The sequence below is a fragment of the Pseudovibrio sp. FO-BEG1 genome, from assembly GCF_000236645.1.
Taxonomy (GTDB): Bacteria; Pseudomonadota; Alphaproteobacteria; order Rhizobiales; family Stappiaceae; genus Pseudovibrio.
Genome location: NC_016642.1, coordinates 5,397,027 through 5,416,898, shown reverse-complemented (window position 1 = coordinate 5,416,898; position 19,872 = coordinate 5,397,027). Strand labels below are relative to the sequence as shown.

Annotated in this window: 19 protein-coding genes and 1 pseudogene; 15 read left to right on the top strand and 5 right to left on the bottom strand. The window is 52.7% G+C overall.

Annotated elements, in window-relative coordinates; translation table 11 throughout:
• The first annotated feature begins 20 nt into the window (after window positions 1-20).
• Together PSE_RS24410 and PSE_RS27110 are read left to right on the top strand one after the other, a co-directional pair.
• Window positions 21-935, top strand: a complete 915-nt coding sequence (locus tag PSE_RS24410) for a DMT family transporter (RefSeq protein WP_041768810.1) — start codon at window positions 21-23, stop codon at window positions 933-935.
• Window positions 932-1,042, top strand: a pseudogene (locus PSE_RS27110) (RpiB/LacA/LacB family sugar-phosphate isomerase); the annotation flags it as partial. The gene PSE_RS24410 and the pseudogene PSE_RS27110, both read left to right, overlap by 4 nt.
• 57 nt (window positions 1,043-1,099) lie before the next feature.
• On the opposite strand, the gene PSE_RS24405 reads toward PSE_RS27110, so the two are convergent.
• Both PSE_RS24405 and PSE_RS27105 read right to left on the bottom strand, forming a co-directional pair.
• Entirely contained in the window at window positions 1,100-1,783 is a 684-nt protein-coding gene (locus PSE_RS24405) for an alpha/beta fold hydrolase (RefSeq protein WP_014287227.1), read from the bottom strand.
• Between the two features lie 25 nt (window positions 1,784-1,808).
• On the bottom strand, window positions 1,809-2,087 hold the full coding sequence (locus PSE_RS27105; RefSeq protein ID WP_208998045.1) for a hypothetical protein: 279 nt from the start codon (window positions 2,085-2,087) through the stop codon (window positions 1,809-1,811).
• Between the two features lie 208 nt (window positions 2,088-2,295).
• Between PSE_RS27105 and PSE_RS24400 the strand changes: the two genes are divergently transcribed.
• The 6 genes from PSE_RS24400 to PSE_RS24375 all read left to right on the top strand — a co-directional run bounded on the left by PSE_RS24400 (window position 2,296) and on the right by PSE_RS24375 (window position 9,518).
• Complete coding sequence (locus tag PSE_RS24400) at window positions 2,296-4,752, top strand: Tex family protein (RefSeq protein WP_014287225.1); 2,457 nt, start codon at window positions 2,296-2,298, stop codon at window positions 4,750-4,752.
• A gap of 297 nt (window positions 4,753-5,049) precedes the next feature.
• Window positions 5,050-5,931, top strand: coding sequence for a hypothetical protein (locus PSE_RS26810; protein ID WP_148266198.1), 882 nt, complete (start codon window positions 5,050-5,052; stop codon window positions 5,929-5,931).
• The gene (locus PSE_RS24390) at window positions 5,921-6,298 is read left to right on the top strand and encodes a CesT family type III secretion system chaperone (RefSeq protein ID WP_014287222.1); all 378 of its coding nucleotides are present in this window, start codon (window positions 5,921-5,923) and stop codon (window positions 6,296-6,298) included. Before PSE_RS26810 ends, PSE_RS24390 begins: the two co-directional genes overlap by 11 nt.
• Window positions 6,299-6,434: 136 nt before the next feature.
• Window positions 6,435-7,754, top strand: a complete 1,320-nt coding sequence (locus PSE_RS24385) for an amidase (RefSeq protein WP_208998044.1) — start codon at window positions 6,435-6,437, stop codon at window positions 7,752-7,754.
• Between the two features lie 71 nt (window positions 7,755-7,825).
• Complete coding sequence (locus PSE_RS24380; protein ID WP_008552584.1) at window positions 7,826-8,302, top strand: YaiI/YqxD family protein; 477 nt, start codon at window positions 7,826-7,828, stop codon at window positions 8,300-8,302.
• Window positions 8,303-8,450: 148 nt separating this feature from the next.
• The gene (locus tag PSE_RS24375; protein WP_014287219.1) at window positions 8,451-9,518 is read left to right on the top strand and encodes a hypothetical protein; all 1,068 of its coding nucleotides are present in this window, start codon (window positions 8,451-8,453) and stop codon (window positions 9,516-9,518) included.
• Window positions 9,519-10,333: 815 nt separating this feature from the next.
• Here the strand turns inward: PSE_RS24375 and PSE_RS24370 are convergent.
• On the bottom strand, window positions 10,334-12,157 hold the full coding sequence (locus PSE_RS24370; protein ID WP_008552606.1) for a DEAD/DEAH box helicase: 1,824 nt from the start codon (window positions 12,155-12,157) through the stop codon (window positions 10,334-10,336).
• 437 nt (window positions 12,158-12,594) lie between these two features.
• On the opposite strand from PSE_RS24370, the gene PSE_RS24365 reads away from it, so the two are divergent.
• Together PSE_RS24365 and PSE_RS24360 are read left to right on the top strand one after the other, a co-directional pair.
• Entirely contained in the window at window positions 12,595-12,810 is a 216-nt protein-coding gene (locus tag PSE_RS24365; protein WP_014287218.1) for a hypothetical protein, read from the top strand.
• Window positions 12,811-12,906: 96 nt separating this feature from the next.
• Window positions 12,907-13,356, top strand: coding sequence for a hypothetical protein (locus PSE_RS24360; RefSeq protein WP_208609285.1), 450 nt, complete (start codon window positions 12,907-12,909; stop codon window positions 13,354-13,356).
• 55 nt (window positions 13,357-13,411) lie between these two features.
• On the opposite strand, the gene nqrM is transcribed toward PSE_RS24360, so the two are convergent.
• The gene (gene nqrM / locus PSE_RS24355) at window positions 13,412-13,645 is read right to left on the bottom strand and encodes a (Na+)-NQR maturation NqrM (RefSeq protein ID WP_008552621.1); all 234 of its coding nucleotides are present in this window, start codon (window positions 13,643-13,645) and stop codon (window positions 13,412-13,414) included.
• A 12-nt stretch (window positions 13,646-13,657) separates the two neighbouring features.
• Complete coding sequence (locus PSE_RS24350; RefSeq protein WP_014287216.1) at window positions 13,658-14,686, bottom strand: FAD:protein FMN transferase; 1,029 nt, start codon at window positions 14,684-14,686, stop codon at window positions 13,658-13,660.
• A gap of 533 nt (window positions 14,687-15,219) precedes the next feature.
• Between PSE_RS24350 and PSE_RS24345 the strand changes: the two genes are divergently transcribed.
• From PSE_RS24345 to nqrE, 5 genes are read left to right on the top strand one after another with little or no spacing between them, the layout of a single operon-like run.
• Window positions 15,220-16,572 carry a Na(+)-translocating NADH-quinone reductase subunit A gene (locus PSE_RS24345; RefSeq protein WP_014287215.1) on the top strand — a complete coding sequence of 451 codons (1,353 nt, stop codon included), beginning with the start codon at window positions 15,220-15,222 and terminating at the stop codon, window positions 16,570-16,572.
• Window positions 16,573-16,575: 3 nt separating this feature from the next.
• Window positions 16,576-17,784 carry an NADH:ubiquinone reductase (Na(+)-transporting) subunit B gene (locus PSE_RS24340; RefSeq protein ID WP_014287214.1) on the top strand — a complete coding sequence of 403 codons (1,209 nt, stop codon included), beginning with the start codon at window positions 16,576-16,578 and terminating at the stop codon, window positions 17,782-17,784.
• Window positions 17,777-18,598 carry a Na(+)-translocating NADH-quinone reductase subunit C gene (locus PSE_RS24335; RefSeq protein ID WP_014287213.1) on the top strand — a complete coding sequence of 274 codons (822 nt, stop codon included), beginning with the start codon at window positions 17,777-17,779 and terminating at the stop codon, window positions 18,596-18,598. Before PSE_RS24340 ends, PSE_RS24335 begins: the two co-directional genes overlap by 8 nt.
• Window positions 18,598-19,254, top strand: a complete 657-nt coding sequence (locus tag PSE_RS24330; RefSeq protein WP_014287212.1) for an NADH:ubiquinone reductase (Na(+)-transporting) subunit D — start codon at window positions 18,598-18,600, stop codon at window positions 19,252-19,254. Before PSE_RS24335 ends, PSE_RS24330 begins: the two co-directional genes overlap by 1 nt.
• A 2-nt stretch (window positions 19,255-19,256) precedes the next feature.
• On the top strand, window positions 19,257-19,865 hold the full coding sequence (nqrE, locus tag PSE_RS24325; RefSeq protein WP_008552594.1) for an NADH:ubiquinone reductase (Na(+)-transporting) subunit E: 609 nt from the start codon (window positions 19,257-19,259) through the stop codon (window positions 19,863-19,865).
• Window positions 19,866-19,872: the final 7 nt, after the last annotated feature.

Genomic DNA, 19,872 nt, shown 5'->3' with positions numbered 1-19,872 from the left:
AATTTATCGGATTTCAGAGAATGCACAAGACAACTCTTTTTCATCTTTCCTTATGGCTACTTCTCGCTGCAATGTGGAGCTCGTCTTATGTTGTGATCAAGATTGGCGTTGCTTCCCTTGAGCCCGCATTGCTGGTTTTCGGGCGGATGCTTGTTGGCAGCTTGATAATCTTTAGTGCTTTGAAAATTCGCGGTCTTTCTCTTTCCAAAGATCTTGCTGACTGGGTTTCCTATGCGGTGACAGGGCTTCTGGGCAGTGCACTTCCTTTTCTGCTTATCAGTTATGGAGAGCAGTCGGTCGACAGCGCTTTGACCTCCATTCTCATGGGGACGTCCCCGATGGTGACTTTGTTGCTTGCCGCATGGCTTGTTCCTGAGGAAGCGCTCACGCTTAGAACCATACTTGGTGTATTGGGTGGATTAACCGGCGTTGCAATCCTTGTTGGACCAAGTGCGCTTTCTGGATTGGGTATGCAGGTTACGGGGCAGTTTGCCATCATCGCTGCAACAGCTTCTTACGCAACCTCAACGGTTTACATCAGAAAGTATGTGAAGCGCCCACCTCTGGAGATGGCGGCTGGTTCAATGATTGTGGGGACGGTCACTATCGGGATTTATGCCGTTGCTACAGGCACAGACTTTTCAGCCATTGAGCTGACTGGATCTTCTCTTGGTGCAGTTGTCTATCTAGGCGTGATCTCAACAGCGTGCGCCAATTTGATTTACTTCTATCTGGTCCCCCAAATTGGTGCCAACAGAATGTCTCAGGTCAACTTTGCCGTGCCTGTTGGCGGCGCTATTCTTAGCGTTGTTCTGTTGGGTGAAGCGATGACCCCTCAGCGCTTTATCGCGCTGCTTGTTATCATTGGCTCGGTCTATCTGGGGACGACGAAGGGGAGGGGGAGAGTTGCTGAGCAGACTGGTGAGACGGTGTGATTGGCAAAGGAGTTGCACTCGATATCGTGGATGCGTTCTTATCCGCTCAGTTCGAAGGCGGGCGACATGCAATGCGCGTGGAGATGATTGAGGCGTTGGAAGGGTAGTGTTGTCTGGCTATGGTAGTAACAAATTCAACTATCACAGTCTTCGTGAGTTAAAGTTCAACCCAGACTTCCTATGAACTCCGATATTTTTGTAGCAGTCTCTCCAGCATTTGCTTGCAATAGGAAGTGCGGCCCCTCAATCGTGCAGAATGTAGCTGACGCGCGATTAAAGGGAGCTGACATTCTCTGTGGTACCAATCGGTCGTTTTTTGCCTGCAAATACAATGTAGGCACGCTTATCTCAGTAAGTTGCGAAATCACATCAACTTTAAGAACTTCCGCCAGCCGTTTGGAAAGAGTCGATGCTGGAACCTTATTCAATGCCTGTTTGAATGTGCTCGTAAAATCACGGTTAGACCACTTTCCCATCAAGATTGGCTGTACCATCTGCGCTAGGTAACTAGATTTTATTGGAACAACTTGAAGGATGTACGCGAATGATGCGGGCAGGTTTCGTGGCCTTTGAGCAAAGGTTGCGACGAACACAACACCTTTTAAGAATTTGGGGTGCTTTGCAGCGATCATGGCTGCGAGGGGGCCTGAGAATGACTCAGCTACAATGATGAAATCTTCACTGGGAAGTAACGCATAAAGCCAGTCTAAAAGCTCATTATAATGGGATAGGTTTGGAGGATATGAAATCGTCTCAACTTTGTGATTTGCAGAAAGAGACTCACGGATCTTGCAGGAGAGAACTCCTGTGCCATCTAAACCCGGTAAAATGACGATTTTCATTTCCATGAGATATCCCTCTTAATTCACACACTCAACAAGGCTCGTCATTCATCACGTGTGGGAAATAAAGACGGTCCCAATCGTCGGGGCGAAAAAGTACTTTACCGTTCGACAATAATCGGTCGGATTCTCGATAGGGGATCTCTGATATCTCGCAATCCAACTCAAGTTCCTTAGGTGCAAGATGGAAGTGATCATTCTCTTTGGAGAGAGATTGAAGCAGTTCTACAAGATCATCACGGCCAGCTTCATTGAGAAACATTTCAAAAGAGCCGTCGCTCCTTATTGATAATGTGATCCGTGATTTCATAGCAAAGCTCCATTTGTATGATTTATAGTATCACCATCTACAAATTGTGTTGTCTTGAGAAGACAGAAAATGGAGCTGATCTTCCGGATGATGCTCTTGCAGGTATCACCCCTTTCTTTCCCTGTTCATATTCCCTTCTCGCACCTAGTTTTGCCCGCATTGGGGACCTAGGGTGGGCTTTCAATATTAATAAGCCTATGAGATTTGAATGTCTGATCTGAGCTCTGTTGCTTCCTCTTCCTCTCCTGCCAAAGCTGGTGCATTGCCTGCGGATGTTGCTTTGCGGATTTCTCAGCGGATTGCTGGTGAAATTGGCTGTGCGCCGGGGCAGGTGAATTCTGCGGTGCAGTTGTTGGATGAAGGCTCTACGGTTCCGTTTATTGCACGTTACCGTAAAGAAGCGACGGGCGGGTTGGATGATAGCCAGCTGCGTACGTTGGAAGAGCGCCTGATTTACATGCGTGAGATGGAAGATCGCCGCAAAGCGATTGTGAAATCCATTGATGAGCAGGGCAAGCTCACCGACGAGCTGGCAAAGCAGATTGCGTCGGCGGATAACAAAGCTGCGCTAGAAGATCTCTATTTGCCTTACAAAAAGAAGCGCCGCACCAAAGCGCAGATTGCGCGCGAAGCTGGCATTGAGCCGCTGGCTGATCTGCTGCTGGGTGATCCGAGCAAGATGCCTGAGAGTGAAGCGGGTAGTTTTGTTGATGCGGAGAAGGGCTTTGCGGACACAAAGGCCGTGCTGGATGGGGCACGTCAGATCCTCATGGAGCGGTTTTCCGAGAACGCTCAGCTGGTTGGTAAGCTGCGTAACTATGTGGCGCGTCAAGGTGCTGTGAAGGCGGAAGTTGTTGCGGGCAAAGAGCAGGAAGGCGCGAAGTTCTCTGATTACTTCGGCTACTCCGAGAATTGGAAGAACATTCCAAGTCACCGTGCACTGGCGCTGTTGCGTGGTCGTAACGAAGGCATTCTGGCGCTGGACCTGAAGGTGGATGAGGATGATGTTTCCGCTGTGAAGCCGGTTGAGCAGATGATTGCGGATGCTGCGGGTATCGAAAATAAGGGCCGCCCTGCTGACAAGTGGCTTTCTGATGTGTGTCGCTGGACGTGGAAGGTGAAGATTGGCCTTCATGTTGAGCTGGACCTGATGAGTGAGCTGCGCGACAAGGCGGAAGAAGAAGCGATCAAGGTTTTTGCTCGCAACTTGAAAGACTTGCTGTTGGCAGCTCCTGCTGGTCCGCGTGCGACGCTGGGGCTTGATCCGGGTATTCGTACCGGTGTGAAGGTGGCTGTTGTTGATGCTACGGGCAAGCTGGTAGATACGGCGACCATCTACCCATTCCAGCCACGCAATGACATTCGGGGCTCATTAGCAACGCTGCGGATGCTGGTTGCCAAGCATGGCGTGAGCCTGATTGCGATTGGTAATGGTACTGCGAGCCGTGAGACGGATAAATTGGCTGCAGACTTGCTGAAGGACATTCCTGCCGAGCATCGCCCAACCAAGGTGATGGTGAACGAGGCAGGTGCTTCTGTTTACTCAGCCTCTGCGTTGGCAGCGAAAGAGATGCCGGATGTTGATGTGTCGCTTCGCGGTGCGGCTTCGATCGGTCGTCGTTTGCAAGATCCGCTGGCGGAGCTGGTGAAAATTGAGCCGAAATCCATTGGTGTTGGGCAATATCAGCATGATGTGAACCAGACCAAGCTGGCACGTTCTCTGGACGGTGTTGTTGAGGATGCGGTGAACGCGGTTGGGGTTGATCTCAACACAGCGTCGGCTCCGCTGCTGGCACATATCTCCGGCCTGACTGATAGCCTTGCCAAGGCGGTGGTTGAGTATCGTGACACAGTTGGTGCGTTCAAAAACCGCAAAGAACTGCTGAAGGTGGCTCGTCTTGGGCCGAAAGCGTTTGAGCAGTGTGCGGGCTTCCTGCGGATTGCAGATGGCGATAACCCGCTGGACGCGTCTTCTGTTCACCCGGAAGCTTATCCGGTGGCGCAGAAGATCATCAAAGCGTGTGGTCGGGACATTCGCGAGATCATGGGTTCCAACCTGCTGAGCAATCTGGATCCGAAAGAGTTTACGGATGAGAAGTTCGGCTTGCCGACTGTGAAGGACATCTTCTCAGAGCTGGAAAAGCCGGGCCGTGATCCGCGCCCTGAGTTCAAGACCGCCTCTTTCCAGGATGGTGTTGAGACCATGCAGGATCTGAAGCCGGGTATGATGCTGGAAGGCACTGTCACCAACGTAACCAACTTTGGCGCTTTCGTTGATATCGGTGTGCATCAGGATGGTCTGGTGCATGTGTCTCAGCTGGCTGACCGGTTCGTGGATGATCCGCATACGGTGGTGAAGGCTGGCGACATCGTGAAGGTGCGTGTTGTTGAGGTGGACATTGCCCGCAAACGTATCGGTCTGACCTTGCGCAAAGACAGCGCGGATGCTCGCGAAAATGCACGGGAGCGTCAGGCTGAGCGTGGCGGTGGACGCAATCACGGTGGTGGTCGTCCGGGTGGCGGCAATCGCCCGAATGGTGGCAACCGTGGTGGTGGGCCTCGCGGTGGTGGCCGTGGAGGTAATAAGCCAGCGGATAATGGTGGTGGTGGCAACAACGCCATGGCTGCTGCACTGGCTGCGGCGTTCAATAAGCCGAAGCGCTAAGTTCGCTCTTTAATTGAGTTTCAAAGAGTCCGCCGGTTCTGCTGGCGGGCTTTTTTGATGGCTAAAATGCAGTTGTTTTAAATAAATTTTATTTGTTTTGGATTGGACGGTTGGGATGAAGATCTGGCAAAGCTTATGAAAATCATATGGTTGCATGCTTTATCGAATTTTTGGTTTCTGATCTTCAATTTTATGTAATCGGCTCCTGTGCTGAATCTGACAGTTAGATTTTCTCTCGCTATTACTATCGATTTTGAGAGATTATTTCTAGTTTAGGTTGTGTAATGGGAGGTTCAGGTGCCGACGTTTAGTTCGCTTGTTCATTGTCTTCGTTCGAATACTGCTGAGACACCTGATACTGTTAATTTCACAACAGTGAAGAAAGCACAGAAGTACCTTGGTGAGTTTCAAGGGCAAGAAGTGCGTGTGTCTGCGCAGACTTTTGAGGACTTGAAGACTGCGCAGAAAGTTATCTGGCAGACCAAGCAGTTGTTGCCTCATGGAGCAGGTAACTTGCCGTCAGACGTCTTTGCTTCGCGCGGTGAGAGCTATCTGCGGGCTAATTATGGGCTGGCTAAAGCATCACAAAATGGCGGTTTAGCGGAGAGTTCTTTGCGTGTGCAGGCCGGAAACTGCTCTGGGCATGCGGAGGTGAGTTACAAGCTTCTGGCAGCATCTGAAACGGAGAGTCCGGTGGCTCGCGTTTCCTCTTCGATGGTGGACCATGCGTTTTGCATGATTGGTGATCCCAGAGATCCGACGCAAGAGGCTGTTGTTGTGGATGCATGGCCGACGTTTCCGGGGGCTTTTCGGCTTCAGGACGGGAAGCAAACGATAATGGGTGAGGCGCCGACCGTGGTGTCGTGGACGAAAGCCGGGCCAAAGCCTTCACTGACCTTGGATATTGAGGGGCTGAAGCCAGTTCCTTTTGAGGAGATTCAGGACTTCTTCAAGTCACTGGATGTTCCCAGTGAGCCGGGCAAGAAACTTGAGCGTTTTATTGTCGAGCAAAACTCGAGATCCAAATTTATGTCTTCACACCTGAGCACCATGGAGAACCCAGCAACGACTTATGTGACGGACTGGACTGCGGATACCGTGCAGGCGGATGAGATAACGGGTGCGTATTTCAATGAGAAGTATGCGGGGCTGAAGGCAGGGAAGAAGCATGGTTTCTGAGAATGTGAACTTCCATCACCTGATGAAAGACCTCATGCGGCAGTACCTGATCAACGAGTACGAGGAGAATGAGGTTTATCAGGTGGATGTTGATGGCCAGTTCAGCATGTACTTTGTGGGGAATGAGCCAGATTACATCAAGCTGCTGGTTCGGGTTGAGCGTGAGGCTATTCATGAGAGCCTGAGTGATGGCAATCTGCTGACGCTGAATTTGCCTGATGTTTCTGGACATCCGATCATCGTCGGGCAAGGGGAGGATGGCTCTGTGGTGATGTGGTCTCGCCTAGCGCTGAGCGGGTTGGCTCTGCCGGATCTGTTGGAGAGTGTTGACGCGTTAAGCTCTGCCGCTTCTTCCCTCGCTGCATAAACGCAGTTTGTTGCGCTTCACGTTGGCGGATTAACAGACTGGTATCTCTTTTGTTTGGAGATGATTGAACTTAAGCGCAAAACGAGCGACAACCATTAGACTGCTATAACATGCATGTGTGATGAGTGGAGCTAACTTGTCGACGGATCCTCGTATACACTTCAGAGCGGTAGATGTAGCGCGCCGGTATATTGATCGGGCAATGGACCTGCCTGATGGATATGTGGAGCGTATCTTTCTGGAATTTGACGCTGAGCGGATCATGCGATCAGCTGAGGCTGCTGATCAACGGCAGAAGGATGCGTATGGCACGCTGCCTCTGCATGGCGTTGCGGTCTCTCTTAAGGATCTGTTTGATGAGTTTGGCATTGTCACCAGTGCAGGCTCTTCCTTCCTGCGCAATCGGGCTCCGGCCTGTGAAGATGCAAAGGTGGTTTCTGCGCTGAAAGCCGCTGGTGCTTTCACATGTGGCCGCACCAACATGAGTGAGCTGGCCTTCACCGGGTTAGGGCTTAATCCTCATTTTGGATCTCCCGAGAATATTCTTGATGCACTGCGCATTCCTGGTGGGTCATCCTCCGGTGCGATGGCGAGTGTTGGGCTTGGGCTGTGTGATGCAGCGCTGGCAACGGATACGGGCGGGTCTGTACGTATTCCGGCAGCTCTGAACAGCCTTTATGGGTTCAAGCCGACGCGCGCGGCGATCTCTACCAAGGGCGTTTTCTCGATTTGTCCCTCGTTTGATACGGTCGGCTTTATTGCACGATCGCTGCATATGTGTACCCGATTGCATGCGGTGCTTTCCGGGCAATGTCTTGTACCACGCAAGATCAGCAGCCTCGATGGCTTGCATGTGGGGCTGGTTGCTTCGCCTTTGGCTGAGGGGCTGGATACTCAAGTCAGCGCTGACTTTGATCGCGCGATGCTGGCGATCCGGGATGCTGGAGCTATCATTGCTCCGGTTTCAGAGCCTGCCTTGTGTCACAGCACGACGTGCCTTGGAACGATCTGTAGTTACGAGGCGACTGCGTTGGTTTCCGGATATCTGGAAGGGCTCAAGCAAACCGCAGATCCTTATTTGCTTGAGCGGATTCTCCAGTCTGCTGAAGTGACCAGCAAAGAGATGGAAGAGGCGCGGTCCAAGCGGGTGGAAGCTATTCGGGCCTTTAAAGAGATGGCGGGCAAGTTTGATATTCTGATTGCGCCGACTGTACCAATTATTGCGCCGATGCTGAGTGACATTGACAGCAATCTGGAGAAGATTGGTTCTCAGCTTTCGCAGAATACGCGGGCGGTGAACTGGGTGGATGGCTGTGCTGCGACTATTCCGATGAACACCTATGGCACACCGGGTACGGGTTTGATGCTGTTTGGACGTGCTGGAAGTGACTGGCATGTGCTTGAAATGGCAAGCCTGATTGACAAGGTGATAGCTCCTGCGCGAGTAAAGGCGTGAGTTGAGCGCATTCCTGCCCGAAAATCGGACCCACATTGGAGAGTGCGCTGCATTGCAGGAGATATGCGGCTGTGACCAGCGCGAAAAAGATACTTATTTACATTGATGCTGATGCTTGCCCTGTCAAAGACGAGGTTTACAAAGTCGCGGACCGGTATCGCCTGAAGGTGTTTGTTGTCGCTAACAGCTTCATCAACACGCCGCGCGATATGGATGTTGAGCGGGTGATTGTGCCGGATGGGCCTGATGTGGCAGATGACTGGATTGCTGAGCGCGCTGTGCCGGGTGACATCGTCGTAACCCAGGATATTCCGCTGGCAGACCGTGTTGTGAAAGCTGGTGCGATTGCGCTCTCGCCGAAAGGGAAGGTGTTTGATGAGGCGTCCATCGGCATGGCTCTGGCAACGCGAAACCTGATGGAAGACCTGCGCAGCTTTGGGGAGCAGACAGGTGGGCCAAGGCCGTTCTCTCAGAAAGATCGCTCGCAGTTTTTGCAGAAGATGGATCAGATTGTGCAGCAGTTGAAGCGTCAGGGCTTTGCTGTTTAGGGAAGAGGCTCCCCTCCCTTATGTAAGAGTACGGCGTTGACGCATTAGCTTGGTGTAAGTGGTGTCCGCCGTGCTGTAAGCCTCTTTGTCGACAAAGTTGCGCGGTTTTCTGATGATCTATTTTCGATAGATGTCAGGTTATTCCTCTATGCCAGTTCTTAAGGTGTGCACCTCTGTTGCCATTGGCCTTGTTGCGCTTTTTTCATTCTCCGCCCCATCTGCATTTGCCAAGTGGCAGAACCCTGCTGACCGGTATGCTGAGGCCTACAAGCAGTATCTGGGGGCGTCTTGCCCGATTGCTCAAGATGGCATGAAGCACTTCGTTTATTTTGCCAGAGACCGCGAGGCGATTAAGGATCATCCGTTTCTTGATCATGCACGGTTTGAAGGTGCGCAGATCATGTATCCGTGGCGGGAACTTGAGAAAGGTGAGGGGGACTATGATTTCTCCCAGATCGAAGCTGATCTTGCTTATCTCCAGTCCAAGGGGAAGACGCTTTTTGTCCAGCTTCAGGATGCTTCGTTCAATCCTGACTATGTGCCTGTTCCTGATTATCTTTTAGTGGATGTGTATGCTGGCGGAGCTGTTCAGCAGTTTGATGATGACAATCGCGCAGAAGGCTGGGTTGCGAAGCGTTGGAACAGCAAGGTGCAGGATCGGTTTGCTAAACTGCTTCTGGCGCTTGGAGAGGCCTTTGATGGGCGGGTTGAAGGGATCAACCTGCAAGAGTCCGCTATTGGTGTTTCCAAAGAGCAAGACCAGCAGTTTACGCCAGCCAAGTATGCTGATGGCCTGAAGCACAACATGTCATCTATGAAGGCTGCATTCTCGACCTCGGTGGTAATGCAATATGCCAACTTTATGCCGGGTGAGTGGCTTCCGTTTGAGGACGAGGGCTATCTGAAATCCGTCTATGAACATGGCGAGAGCATCGGCGTTGGTCTGGGTTCACCGGACCTGATGGTCAAGCGCAAGGGACAACTGAACCACCCAATCGCGATGATGCACGAGCGGGACTACACCGCCCCCCTTGGCATCGCTATTCAGGACGGCAACTACACGGGCCGCACCGGAACCACCGAAGTGATTGACAGCAAACAAAACATCGTCCCCCTGCTGCACGCATTTGCGGAGGAATTTTTGAAGGTCGATTACATGTTCTGGGTCAATCAGGAGCCGTATTTCGCGAAGGACGTTCTTGGCTGCTTTGAGTAGTTGCTGAGGAAGCCGTTGGAGAGGCGTTTGTGGTTATGGATCCCGGCTCGGTGGCCGGGATGACACCGAAGAGAGCGCCCCTGCCGTCATGCCGGACGGAGCGAAGTGGAGATCCGGTATCCAGAAGAGAGGTTTTGACTTGGGGCTCTAGGCCCCGCATCGCACTGCGTTTGTGCGGGATGACGAAGGAAGGGGAGCCTCCTGCATTGAATGCTGGTTGGGTGGTCAGGACACAAGGGCTCAAGAAAACTTATCCCCCTCCCACTTAGCGGCTTTATCTTTGTTGTGTGCCCACGCAATCGGGCCGGGGTGGACCGTCCATCTCGCGGCGTGGGCGGGGTTGGGCTTTCGGGAGAAGTAACGCATCTTTCGGTTGTCCGGTGGAACCGATTTTCAGGCGTGACCGCATGGTCTGGGAGGAAGGGCCCAAGTCTGAAGGGCATCAAGCGGTGGCATTTACTGGTCAGAGCGGTGAATGCCAGAGGCAAAGAGCTTTTGCTTTTGGGGAAACCCGTTGCGAGGGCAGCTTTGTCTTTCCAGGAAACTGGCCATCGTGTCTTTCAGGATAAGAGGCGATGTTGTCCATATTAAAAGACCCGAGCGAGGCGACCAGCTGTTGCCGAAGACTCATTTCTAACAAGTAGCGCAGGCTCAGCCTGTTCGTCTTGCTCCACCCGCCTTGCGGGGACTTTCAGCCTCACCACTGCATGGGATGTCATGCGGTGCTGTTCGTGTTTGTGCAGTTTGGTTGGTAAGCTGGCTGCAAAAGAAAACGGGCCTCGAGAGGCCCGTTTGCAAATCTTAAGATGTGAGGCTTATTCGCCGCCGCGGTTGTCGCGGAAGCTTTTGCCACCGCCTGGCTTGTTTTCGCCGCGGCCACGACCACGACCTTCGCCATCACGATCACGACGACCGCGGTAACCGCCGCCTTCGCCACCACGACCACGGCCACGACCTTCGCCGCGTCCGCCTTCGCCACGGTAACCACCGCCGCCACCACCACGGTGGTTGCGACGACCGCCTGGACGACCGCTGCTGCCGCGCTCAGGATTGCCTTCGATACGGGTAATGGTGATTGATTTTTCACCGGTGCCGTTTTCTTTGACGGTTTCCTGGAACTTGTCAGCGAGTTTTGCGTCGAGCTCGAAGCGGCTGTCTGCATCAAAGATGCGGATGGAGCCGATGTCTTTTTTGGTGATGTGACCTGCACGGCAGATCATTGGCAGGAGCCAGCGAGGTTCTGCATTATGCTTGCGGCCAACGTTGAGACGGAACCAAACACCGTTGTCGAAGTCCTTACGTGGCTTACGCTCACGGTCTTCGAAGGAGCTTGCCAGCAGTTCTTCCGGTGCAGGCAGACCCTGATGGATCTGGCGCATGTAAGCGGCTGCGATCTGTTCTGGTGTGAACTTCTCAAGAAGCTCCTGAACCATTGGCAGATCTTCTTCGCTTGGTGCTTCCTGCAGATCGGTAGACGCAAGGATGCGCTCACGGTCTTTGTCGCGAATTTGCTGTGCTGTTGGTGCCGGACCCCATTCTGCTTTCACTTTCGCAAAGCCGAGAAGGCGCGTTGCGGAGCGGCGGCGGGTGTGTGGCACAACCAGCGTACAAACGCCCTTACGGCCTGCACGACCGGTACGACCGGAACGGTGCAGCAGGGTTTCTGCGTTGTTTGGCAGGTCTGCGTGGATCACGAGATCCAGGTTTGGCAAGTCGATGCCGCGTGCTGCGACGTCGGTTGCCACACAAACGCGGGCACGGCCATTACGCATTGCACCAAGCGCATGGTTACGTTCAGCCTGGCTCAGCTCACCGGAGAGAGCCACAACTGCGAAACCACGGTTGCCGAGGCGTGCGGAAAGGTGTTTCACCATCTCGCGGGTGCCGCAGAAGATGATGGTGTTTTGTGCTTCGTAGAAACGCAGGACGTTGATGATTGCGTTTTCGCGGTCGTTGGGAGCGACCTGCATTGCGCGGTATTCAATGTCTGCGTGCTGTTCGCGATTGGTTACAGTAGAGATGCGCTGTGCATCCCGCTGGAAACGCTTCGCGAGGCTTTCGATCTGCGGAGGAACAGTTGCAGAGAACAGCAGAGTGCGGCGTTCTTCTGGTGCTGCATCGAGAATAAACTCAAGGTCTTCGCGGAAACCGAGGTCCAGCATTTCGTCCGCTTCGTCGAGCACAACAGTGCGCAGAGCGGAGGTGTCAAAAGAACCGCGTTCAATATGGTCACGCAGGCGGCCTGGGGTGCCGACTACGATGTGCGCGCCTGCAGAAAGATTGCGGCGTTCACGGCGCATGTCCATGCCACCCACACAGGTGGTGATACGAGCTCCAGCTTCGCCGTAGAGCCATTCCAGTTCTTTGGAGACCTGGATTGCCAGCTCACGGGTTGGCGCAACACACAATGCAAGAGGTTCGTTTGCCCGGCCCATACGCTCTTCGTCACCCAGCAGTTCCGGCGCAATTGCGATGCCGAATGCAACGGTTTTACCAGAGCCAGTCTGAGCAGAAACCAAAAGGTCTTTGCCTTTCAGCTCTTCATCAAGAACGGCGGTCTGGACCGGGGTGAGAGACGTGTATTCGCGCTTTTCTAGTGCGGTAGAAAGCGCCGGGGAAACCCCTTCAGGTATCGTCATTTAGTATTTCTTTCGAGGAGGGTCATTATCTGTAAAGCAAGAGCTTTGTTGCCCTACCCATCGCTTCCGCTCACTCATGAACCGTAACGGGGAGATCATGAGGCGGCAAATGGCAAGCGAGCTCTTTTCTTCGTGGGCCTTGTAGTCTGCCTAGCTGAAAAGGTCAATGAAATATGAAAAATAGATATGAAAGATGCATGTAAGTTGGCTGTATTTGGGCGTTTAGAAGGGCGAGGTAATGGGGAGGTTGATTGCTCTGGTGATGGCCTAACAATGTTTTGCCCATTCAGGAAATGAGGCTTTGGTGTTGGATGTGCTGCTGGGGTAGCTGAGCATTTTGACTTCTGGTTTTGGCAAGGTGGCGGTGTGATTGCTTTGAGCGTTTGCCTTTTTGGAAAGGCAGAACTAAAGAGAGGCAACAACAATGCGGAGGCACAATGGGTCAGCTCTCAAACTTCTTTAGCGACATACCATCCTGGGTCGGCGTGATCCTGCTTGTGGTGTTTGTGCTGAGCGGTCGCTTGTTCCGTGATGCCTGGAAAGGCCAGACTGGTCGCTGGAAGCTTAAGTGTTGGGTGTTTGGTCTGCTGGCGCTTGTCAGCTTCTGCCTGATGGTGTTCGGCGTTTTCGATTTTGGCTGGGCGAACAGATAATCTTCTGATTGCAGAAAACTAGTTTTAAGACCCTTGGTTTATGGTGGTATACTCATGGCATTGGCCAGCCGCATGAACCGATGGGAGCCAGACCTTATGTTTTCTAAACCGTCACTGCTCAGACGAGGGATCACTGCCAAGTTGTTTGGACTGGCGTTTGGGCTTCTGTGTCTCTACCTCATTGCCTGGCTTAATCTGAATGTGTCGTTTGTGGTTCAGTTCGGTCTGATCCTCTGGTGCATTACGCTTGGTGGTCTGGTGGCGCTGATTGGTGTGATCAACTACCACCCGCTGCTCAAGTCGAGCATGCCGAGCTGGTTCTCTGGCGGTTTCATCTGCGGATGGATGAACTTGCTGCTCTGGCTGATTGGTGGAGATAGCCTGACATCAATCGGGCAGGGGATCTTTCCGACTCTGGGAAGCTTGTTCCTCGGCATCGGCTTTGTTGCTATTGGCGTAGGTTTTGGGATCGTGGCCGGTTTCTTTGCCAAGCTGATTGGCGGTGAAGGGCCAGATGCAGCGCGGGATTACACAGCTGACAAATAGCAGGTATGAAAAAGGGGCCGTGTGGCCCCTTCGGATTTGCTGAAACGGAGTGCCGTTAAGCTGCGCTTTGCTCTTCCATCGCCTGTTTGCGTTTGCAAGGCTGCAGCTTTTCACGCAGCGGGCTGTTCGGGTCGATTTCACGCTTACAGACGACGCAATGGTCTGCGCCTTCAATAGCGTTCAAGCCGCCGCAGCTGCCAGTGATTGGCTTGTTTCTGAAAACGGCGCCAATTGCCATTCCTGCTACGATCAGGATCAGCATGACAAACGCGATGATGAAAGTTGCCATTTCGATATTCCGTTATTTCTCTGCAGACTGCTCGAATTTTCTAAACGCGCTGGAAGACCGGGTGATGAAGTGGTCCCCTTCACGAACGATGAAAAATGCGGCAATCCCTTCACGCTCTGCCAGAGCCATGCCGCGCTTGTCTCCCATTGCCAGGAGAGCTGTTGCCAGACCGTCAGCGCGCATCGCATTGTCAGCAATTACAGTTACTGATGCAAGTTTATGCGTTACAGGACGCCCAGATGCAGCATCAATAATGTGTGAGAAGCGCTTGCCGTTGACTTCCTTATATATGCGATAGTCGCCGGAGGTTGCCATGCCTTTATCGCTGATACGAACGATTTGCTGAACTGTTCGCGTTGCGGAATCCGGCTTTTCGATGCCAACGACCCAAGGTTCATTCTTGGCGTTGTTGCCTTTGGTAACCAGATCACCGCCGATTTCGACGAGATATTCGTTGATGCCGTTTTGCTCCAGAACGGAGGCAACTTTGTCGATGCCGAAGCCCTTTGCGATTGCGGAGAGGTTCACGGAGGTGTCCGTGTTGACCTTACGCAGAGCCGGAGGATCGGTCTCGAACTCAAGCATGGTACTCATGCCGACGGACTCGAGTGCCTCGCGGATTTCAAGTGGGCTCGGCTGCGGAGGAGTGTCCTGCTTGGTGCCGAAGCCCCACAACTCGATGAGTGGTGCGAGGGTGACGTCAAAGTAGCCGCCCGTCAGATTATGGATGCGCAGAGCTTCCTGCATCACGATGCTGAAATCGCGAGAGATTGGCGTCCATTCGGTGCTGGTGGAGCGGTTAAAACGGCTGATCTCTGAGTTTTTGTCCCAGTTGGACATGGCCTTGTTGACGCCAACGAGAGCATCATCGACCTGCTTTTGCAACTCCTGCTGGGTTACAGAAGACGACCCTTTGATGGCTTTGACATTAAATGTTGTGCCCATGGTTTTGCCGTGAAGTACGATTTCTTCGCGGCTTTTGTCATTGGGTACACATGCAGTGACAAAGATGAGTACGAGAGCTGTAATGAGGAAGCGCATTTCGGCCTCAGAGTTTTTTCATTTCCCCGCGTAATCGGCTTATTCTGGTTTTCTGTCAAGTTAAATAGGGGGAGGTTACTGCCGCGACTAAGATCAGCATTAGTTGAAGATGAAGAAAGTCGTAGGTGGTACTACGTGCATGTGAAAAGTTCGGGGAAAACTTATTTGAGATAAAATTTTCGCGAAACACCCTTATTGCCGTTGCGTCAATATCACGAATCCCTATTGAAATTTGCGGTATATCAGGGTATTGGCCCGCATAAATCCGTAGGAATAGCTGACCGCGGCACACTTTAATGGTATGCGGGCGGTTACTCCTAACCGGAGCCACGGATGAGTTACGTTCAGCAATGCTCGGGCTTTGTTGCTGAAAATGCGATCTGTGGGGGGATTTATCTCGGTTCGACTTGCCAAAGTCAATAATCCGCATGCGCGGCATTTTGTACGTAGCAGAATGACTTAGCATCACTTACCCGTAGATATCCCGTGAACATCTAGTGGTTTGCCCTATAAGAAGCCTGACAGGGTAAGGGATGAAGATTACAAAAGGATTGGATCTGCCGATCACCGGTGCTCCGAACCAAGAGATCCACAAGGGTCAAGAGGTTCGTCGTGTTGCCGTGAATGGTGGAGATTACAACGGGTTGAAACCGCGTATGCTGGTTGCTGAAGGCGATCGCGTCGTAAAGGGTCAACCACTTTTCATCGACAAACGCTCTCCTGAAATCAACTATGTTGCTCCGGGTGCTGGTGTCGTTGAAGCAGTCAATCGTGGTGCACGTCGCGTTCTGGAAACCATCGTTATCAAATTGGACGATGGCAACGAAGAACAGGTCGCTTTCTCAAAGTTTGAGGCTGGCGCTTTGGCAACTCTGGACGCAACTGTCGTTCGTGAGCAGCTTGCCAAGTCTGGTCTTTGGACAAGCTTCCGCACCCGCCCATACTCCAAGGTTCCGGTTTTTGAAACGCAGCCGCGTTCCATTTTCGTAACTGCGATGGACACCAACCCGCTTGCTGCGGATGCTGGTGTGATCATCAATGCGAATGCTGGCGCGTTTGAAGCAGGGCTTCAGGTTGTCTCTAAACTGACCGATGGCCGCACATTCGTCTGCCACAGCCCTAAGGACAAGCTCCCAGGTGCTGATGTTGCTGATGTGCAGATGGAAAGCTTTGAAGGTAAGCACCCAGCAGGTAATTCGGGTACTCACATTCACTTCCTTGATCCGGTCAACGAGAACAAGACTGTCTGGACCATCGGTTATCAGGATGTCATCGCAATCGGTAACCTGTTCCTGACAGGTGAGCTGGATGTTTCCCGCGTTGTTTCTGTTGCTGGCCCGCTGGCGACCAAGCCACGTCTGGTAACAACTCGCGTTGGTGCTGATCTGACTGAGTTGCTGGCTGGTGAAACTCTACCGGGTGTTCCTGCTCGCGTGGTTTCCGGCTCTATTCTCTCCGGCACGATTGCCGAAGACCAGTTTGCCTTCCTTGGCCGTTACCACACTCAGGTGACGCTGATGGAAGAAGACCGCAAGCAAGACGTTGTTGGCTGGGTTCGCCCATTCATGACCAAGTGGTCTAACCTTAATGTGCATCCTTCCGGTTTCTTCCGCAGCAAGCTGAAGTTCCCGTTTGGTACCAACAAGAACGGCTCCATCCGTGCGATCGTTCCATTGGGTACTTATGAGAAGGTAATGCCGCTCGATGTTCTTCCAACTCAGCTGCTCCGTGCCCTGATGGTGCTGGACACTGACATGGCGCAGAAGCTTGGTGCTCTGGAGTTGGACGAAGAAGATTTGGCGCTATGCACCTTCATCTGCCATTCCAAGAATGAATACGGAGCTGCGCTGCGTGCAAATCTTGATAAAATCGAGAAAGAGGGCTAACCCGTGAGCTTGCGCGATAAGTTTGATCGTATTGCGCCGCTCTTTGAAAAGGGTGGCAAATACGAAAAGTTCTACGCCGTCTACGAGATGGTGGACACTTTCATCTACACTCCAAAAACAGTGACCAGCGTTGCGCCGCACGCTCGTGACCATGCTGACCTTAAGCGTGTCATGACTTACGTTGTGCTGGCGACGATCCCTGCGATCCTGTTTGGTATGTACAACACCGGCATGCAGACCAACTCAGCACTGGCTGCTATGGGCATCACCGAGCCAGCTGGTTGGCGCGCTGCGATCCTGTCTCTGCTGGGTATCGGCTTTAATCCGGACAACATCTTCGCCAACATGGCGCATGGTGCTCTGTACTTCCTGCCAATCTACATCGTAACACTCGGTGTTGGTGGTATCTTCGAAGTGCTGTTCGCCATTGTGCGTGGCCACGAAGTGAACGAAGGCTTCTTCGTTTCTTCCATGCTCTACACGCTGATCCTTCCAGCTTCTACGCCGCTGTGGCAGGTTGGTCTTGGTATCGCATTTGGTGTGGTGATTGGCAAAGAAGTGTTCGGTGGTACCGGCAAAAACTTCCTGAACCCGGCGCTTGTTGGCCGTGCGTTCCTATACTTCGCTTATCCGGCAGCAATGTCCGGTGATGCGGTGTGGACGCCAGTTGACGGCTTCTCTGGTGCGACTGCACTGGGTGTTGCTGCTGCTGACGGCATGCAGGGTCTCGCTGCGAATGGCATCACCTGGACCAGCTCCTTCATCGGTACTATTCAGGGCTCCTTTGGTGAGACCTCCACGATTGCAATTGCGATCGGCGGCGTGTTCCTTGTGACCACTGGTATCGCGAACTACCGTCTGATCGTTGGCTGTCTGGCTGGTATGATCGGCTTCAGCTTACTGCTGAACCTGATTGGTTCTGACAGTAATCCAATGTTTGCAATGCCTTGGTACTGGCACCTTGTCACTGGTGGCTTCATGTTCGGTCTGGTGTTCATGGTAACTGAGCCTGTGACGGCTGCAATGACCAATCCGGGCCGCTACATCTATGCTGCACTGATTGGCGTGATGTGTATCCTGATCCGCGTCATCAACCCGGCCTTCCCTGAAGGTATGATGCTGGCAATTCTGTTCGGTAACATCTTCTCCCCGCTGATCGACTACTTCGTTGTGAAGGCGAACATCACACGGAGGATGAAGCGCCATGCCTAATGCTGAAAACACAACAGCTCCAACAGGTCTGTGGGCGCGCTTCAACGCGATGCCTCTGGACTCTGCACCGCGCACGATTACCGTTGCTGTGGTTCTGTGTCTGATCTGTTCCATGATTGTTTCCGGCGCTGCGGTGATGTTGAAGCCTCAGCAGGAAATCAACAAGACACTGGATAAGAAGACCAACATCCTCAAGGTTGCTGGCCTCTATCAGGACGGCATCGATGTTGAGAAGGCATTTGGTGCATTCGAACCTCGTCTTGTTGATGTTGCGTCCGGAAAGTTTTCTGATGCAGAAGACGCTGCGACCTATGACCAGCGTGTTGCTGCGAAAGATCCAGCTCGTTCTATCGCTCTGGCAAACGATCCGGCATCCATCAAGCGTCAGGCAAAACTGGCTTCCGTTTATCTGCTTCGTGATGATGCAGGTAAAATCGAACGCATCGTTTTGCCGGTTCACGGTTACGGCCTGTGGTCCACGCTTTATGGCTTCATCGCCCTGAATGCTGATGGCAATGAAGTGTACGGCCTGCGTTTCTACGCTCACGGTGAGACACCAGGTCTCGGCGCTGAAGTAGACAATCCAAAATGGATGGCTCAGTGGCCTGGCAAGCTGGTTTATGGCGATAACGGCGCAGTTAACATTGGCGTCGGCAAAGCTGCTCCAGCAGGTATTGATGGCTCCAAACACCACATTGACGCGATTGCAGGTGCAACGCTGACCTCCCGTGGTGTCGACAACCTCGTCAAATTCTGGATGGGCGAGCAGGGCTTCAAGACCTTCCTCGACAATCTGAAAAAAGGAGAGGCGTAATGGCTGGCAAAGACTTCTCCATGCTCAAGGATCCGTTGGTCGATAATAACCCGATCACGCTTCAGGTTCTTGGCATCTGTTCCGCACTGGCGGTAACGTCCTCTCTGAAAGTTGCGTTTGTGATGGCGATTGCGGTGACGCTTGTGACAGCGTTCTCCAACTTCTTCATCTCCATTCTGCGTAACCAGATCCCGTCTTCTATCCGCATTATCGTGCAGATGGTGATTATTGCGTCTCTCGTTATTCTGGTTGACCAGATCCTGAAGGCGTATCTCTATGAGATCTCCAAGACGCTTTCCGTGTTCGTTGGTCTGATCATCACCAACTGTATCGTGATGGGTCGCGCTGAAGCATTTGCAATGAAGAACCCACCAATCCCATCCTTCCTTGATGGTATCGGTAACGGTCTGGGTTATTCCCTGATCCTGCTGCTGGTTGGTGTTGTTCGTGAGCTGTTCGGCTCAGGTTCCCTGTTTGGTGTTCAGATCCTAGAGACTGTCAACAACGGTGGCTGGTACGTGCCAAATGGTCTGCTGCTGCTGCCTCCATCCGCGTTCTTCGTGATTGGCCTGCTGATCTGGGCATTCCGTACCTGGAAGCCTGCGCAGGTTGAGAAGCGCGAATATAAAATCATGGAAACTGAGGGAGCTCACTGATTATGGAAGGGCTTCTTTCCCTCGCCGTAAAGGCGATCTTTATCGAAAACCTTGCGCTCTCCTTCTTCCTTGGAATGTGTACGTTCCTTGCGGTTTCCAAGAAGGTTGAGACTGCGCTGGGTCTGGGTATCTCCGTTGTTGTTGTGCAGGCTCTGACTGTGCCAATCAATAACCTGCTCTACACCACGCTGCTGAACGAAGGCGCGCTGGAGTGGGCTGGTCTTGAAGGTACTGATCTGCGCTTCCTGGGTCTGATCTCTTACATCGGCGTTATCGCTGCTGTGGTGCAGATCCTTGAAATGTTCCTCGATCGCTATGTCCCTGCGCTGTACAATGCGCTGGGTATCTTCCTGCCGCTGATCACTGTGAACTGCGCCATCATGGGTGGTTCTCTGTTCATGGTGGAGCGTGACTACAACCTAGCAGAATCCTCCGTTTACGGTGTTGCTTCCGGTATTGGTTGGGCGCTCGCGATTACTGCAATGGCTGGTGTGCGTGAGAAGCTGAAGTACTCTGACGTTCCTGATGGATTGCAGGGTCTTGGCATCACCTTCATCACCGCTGGTCTGATGGCTATGGGTTTCATGGCTTTCTCAGGCGTGAAGCTGTAAGGGAGAC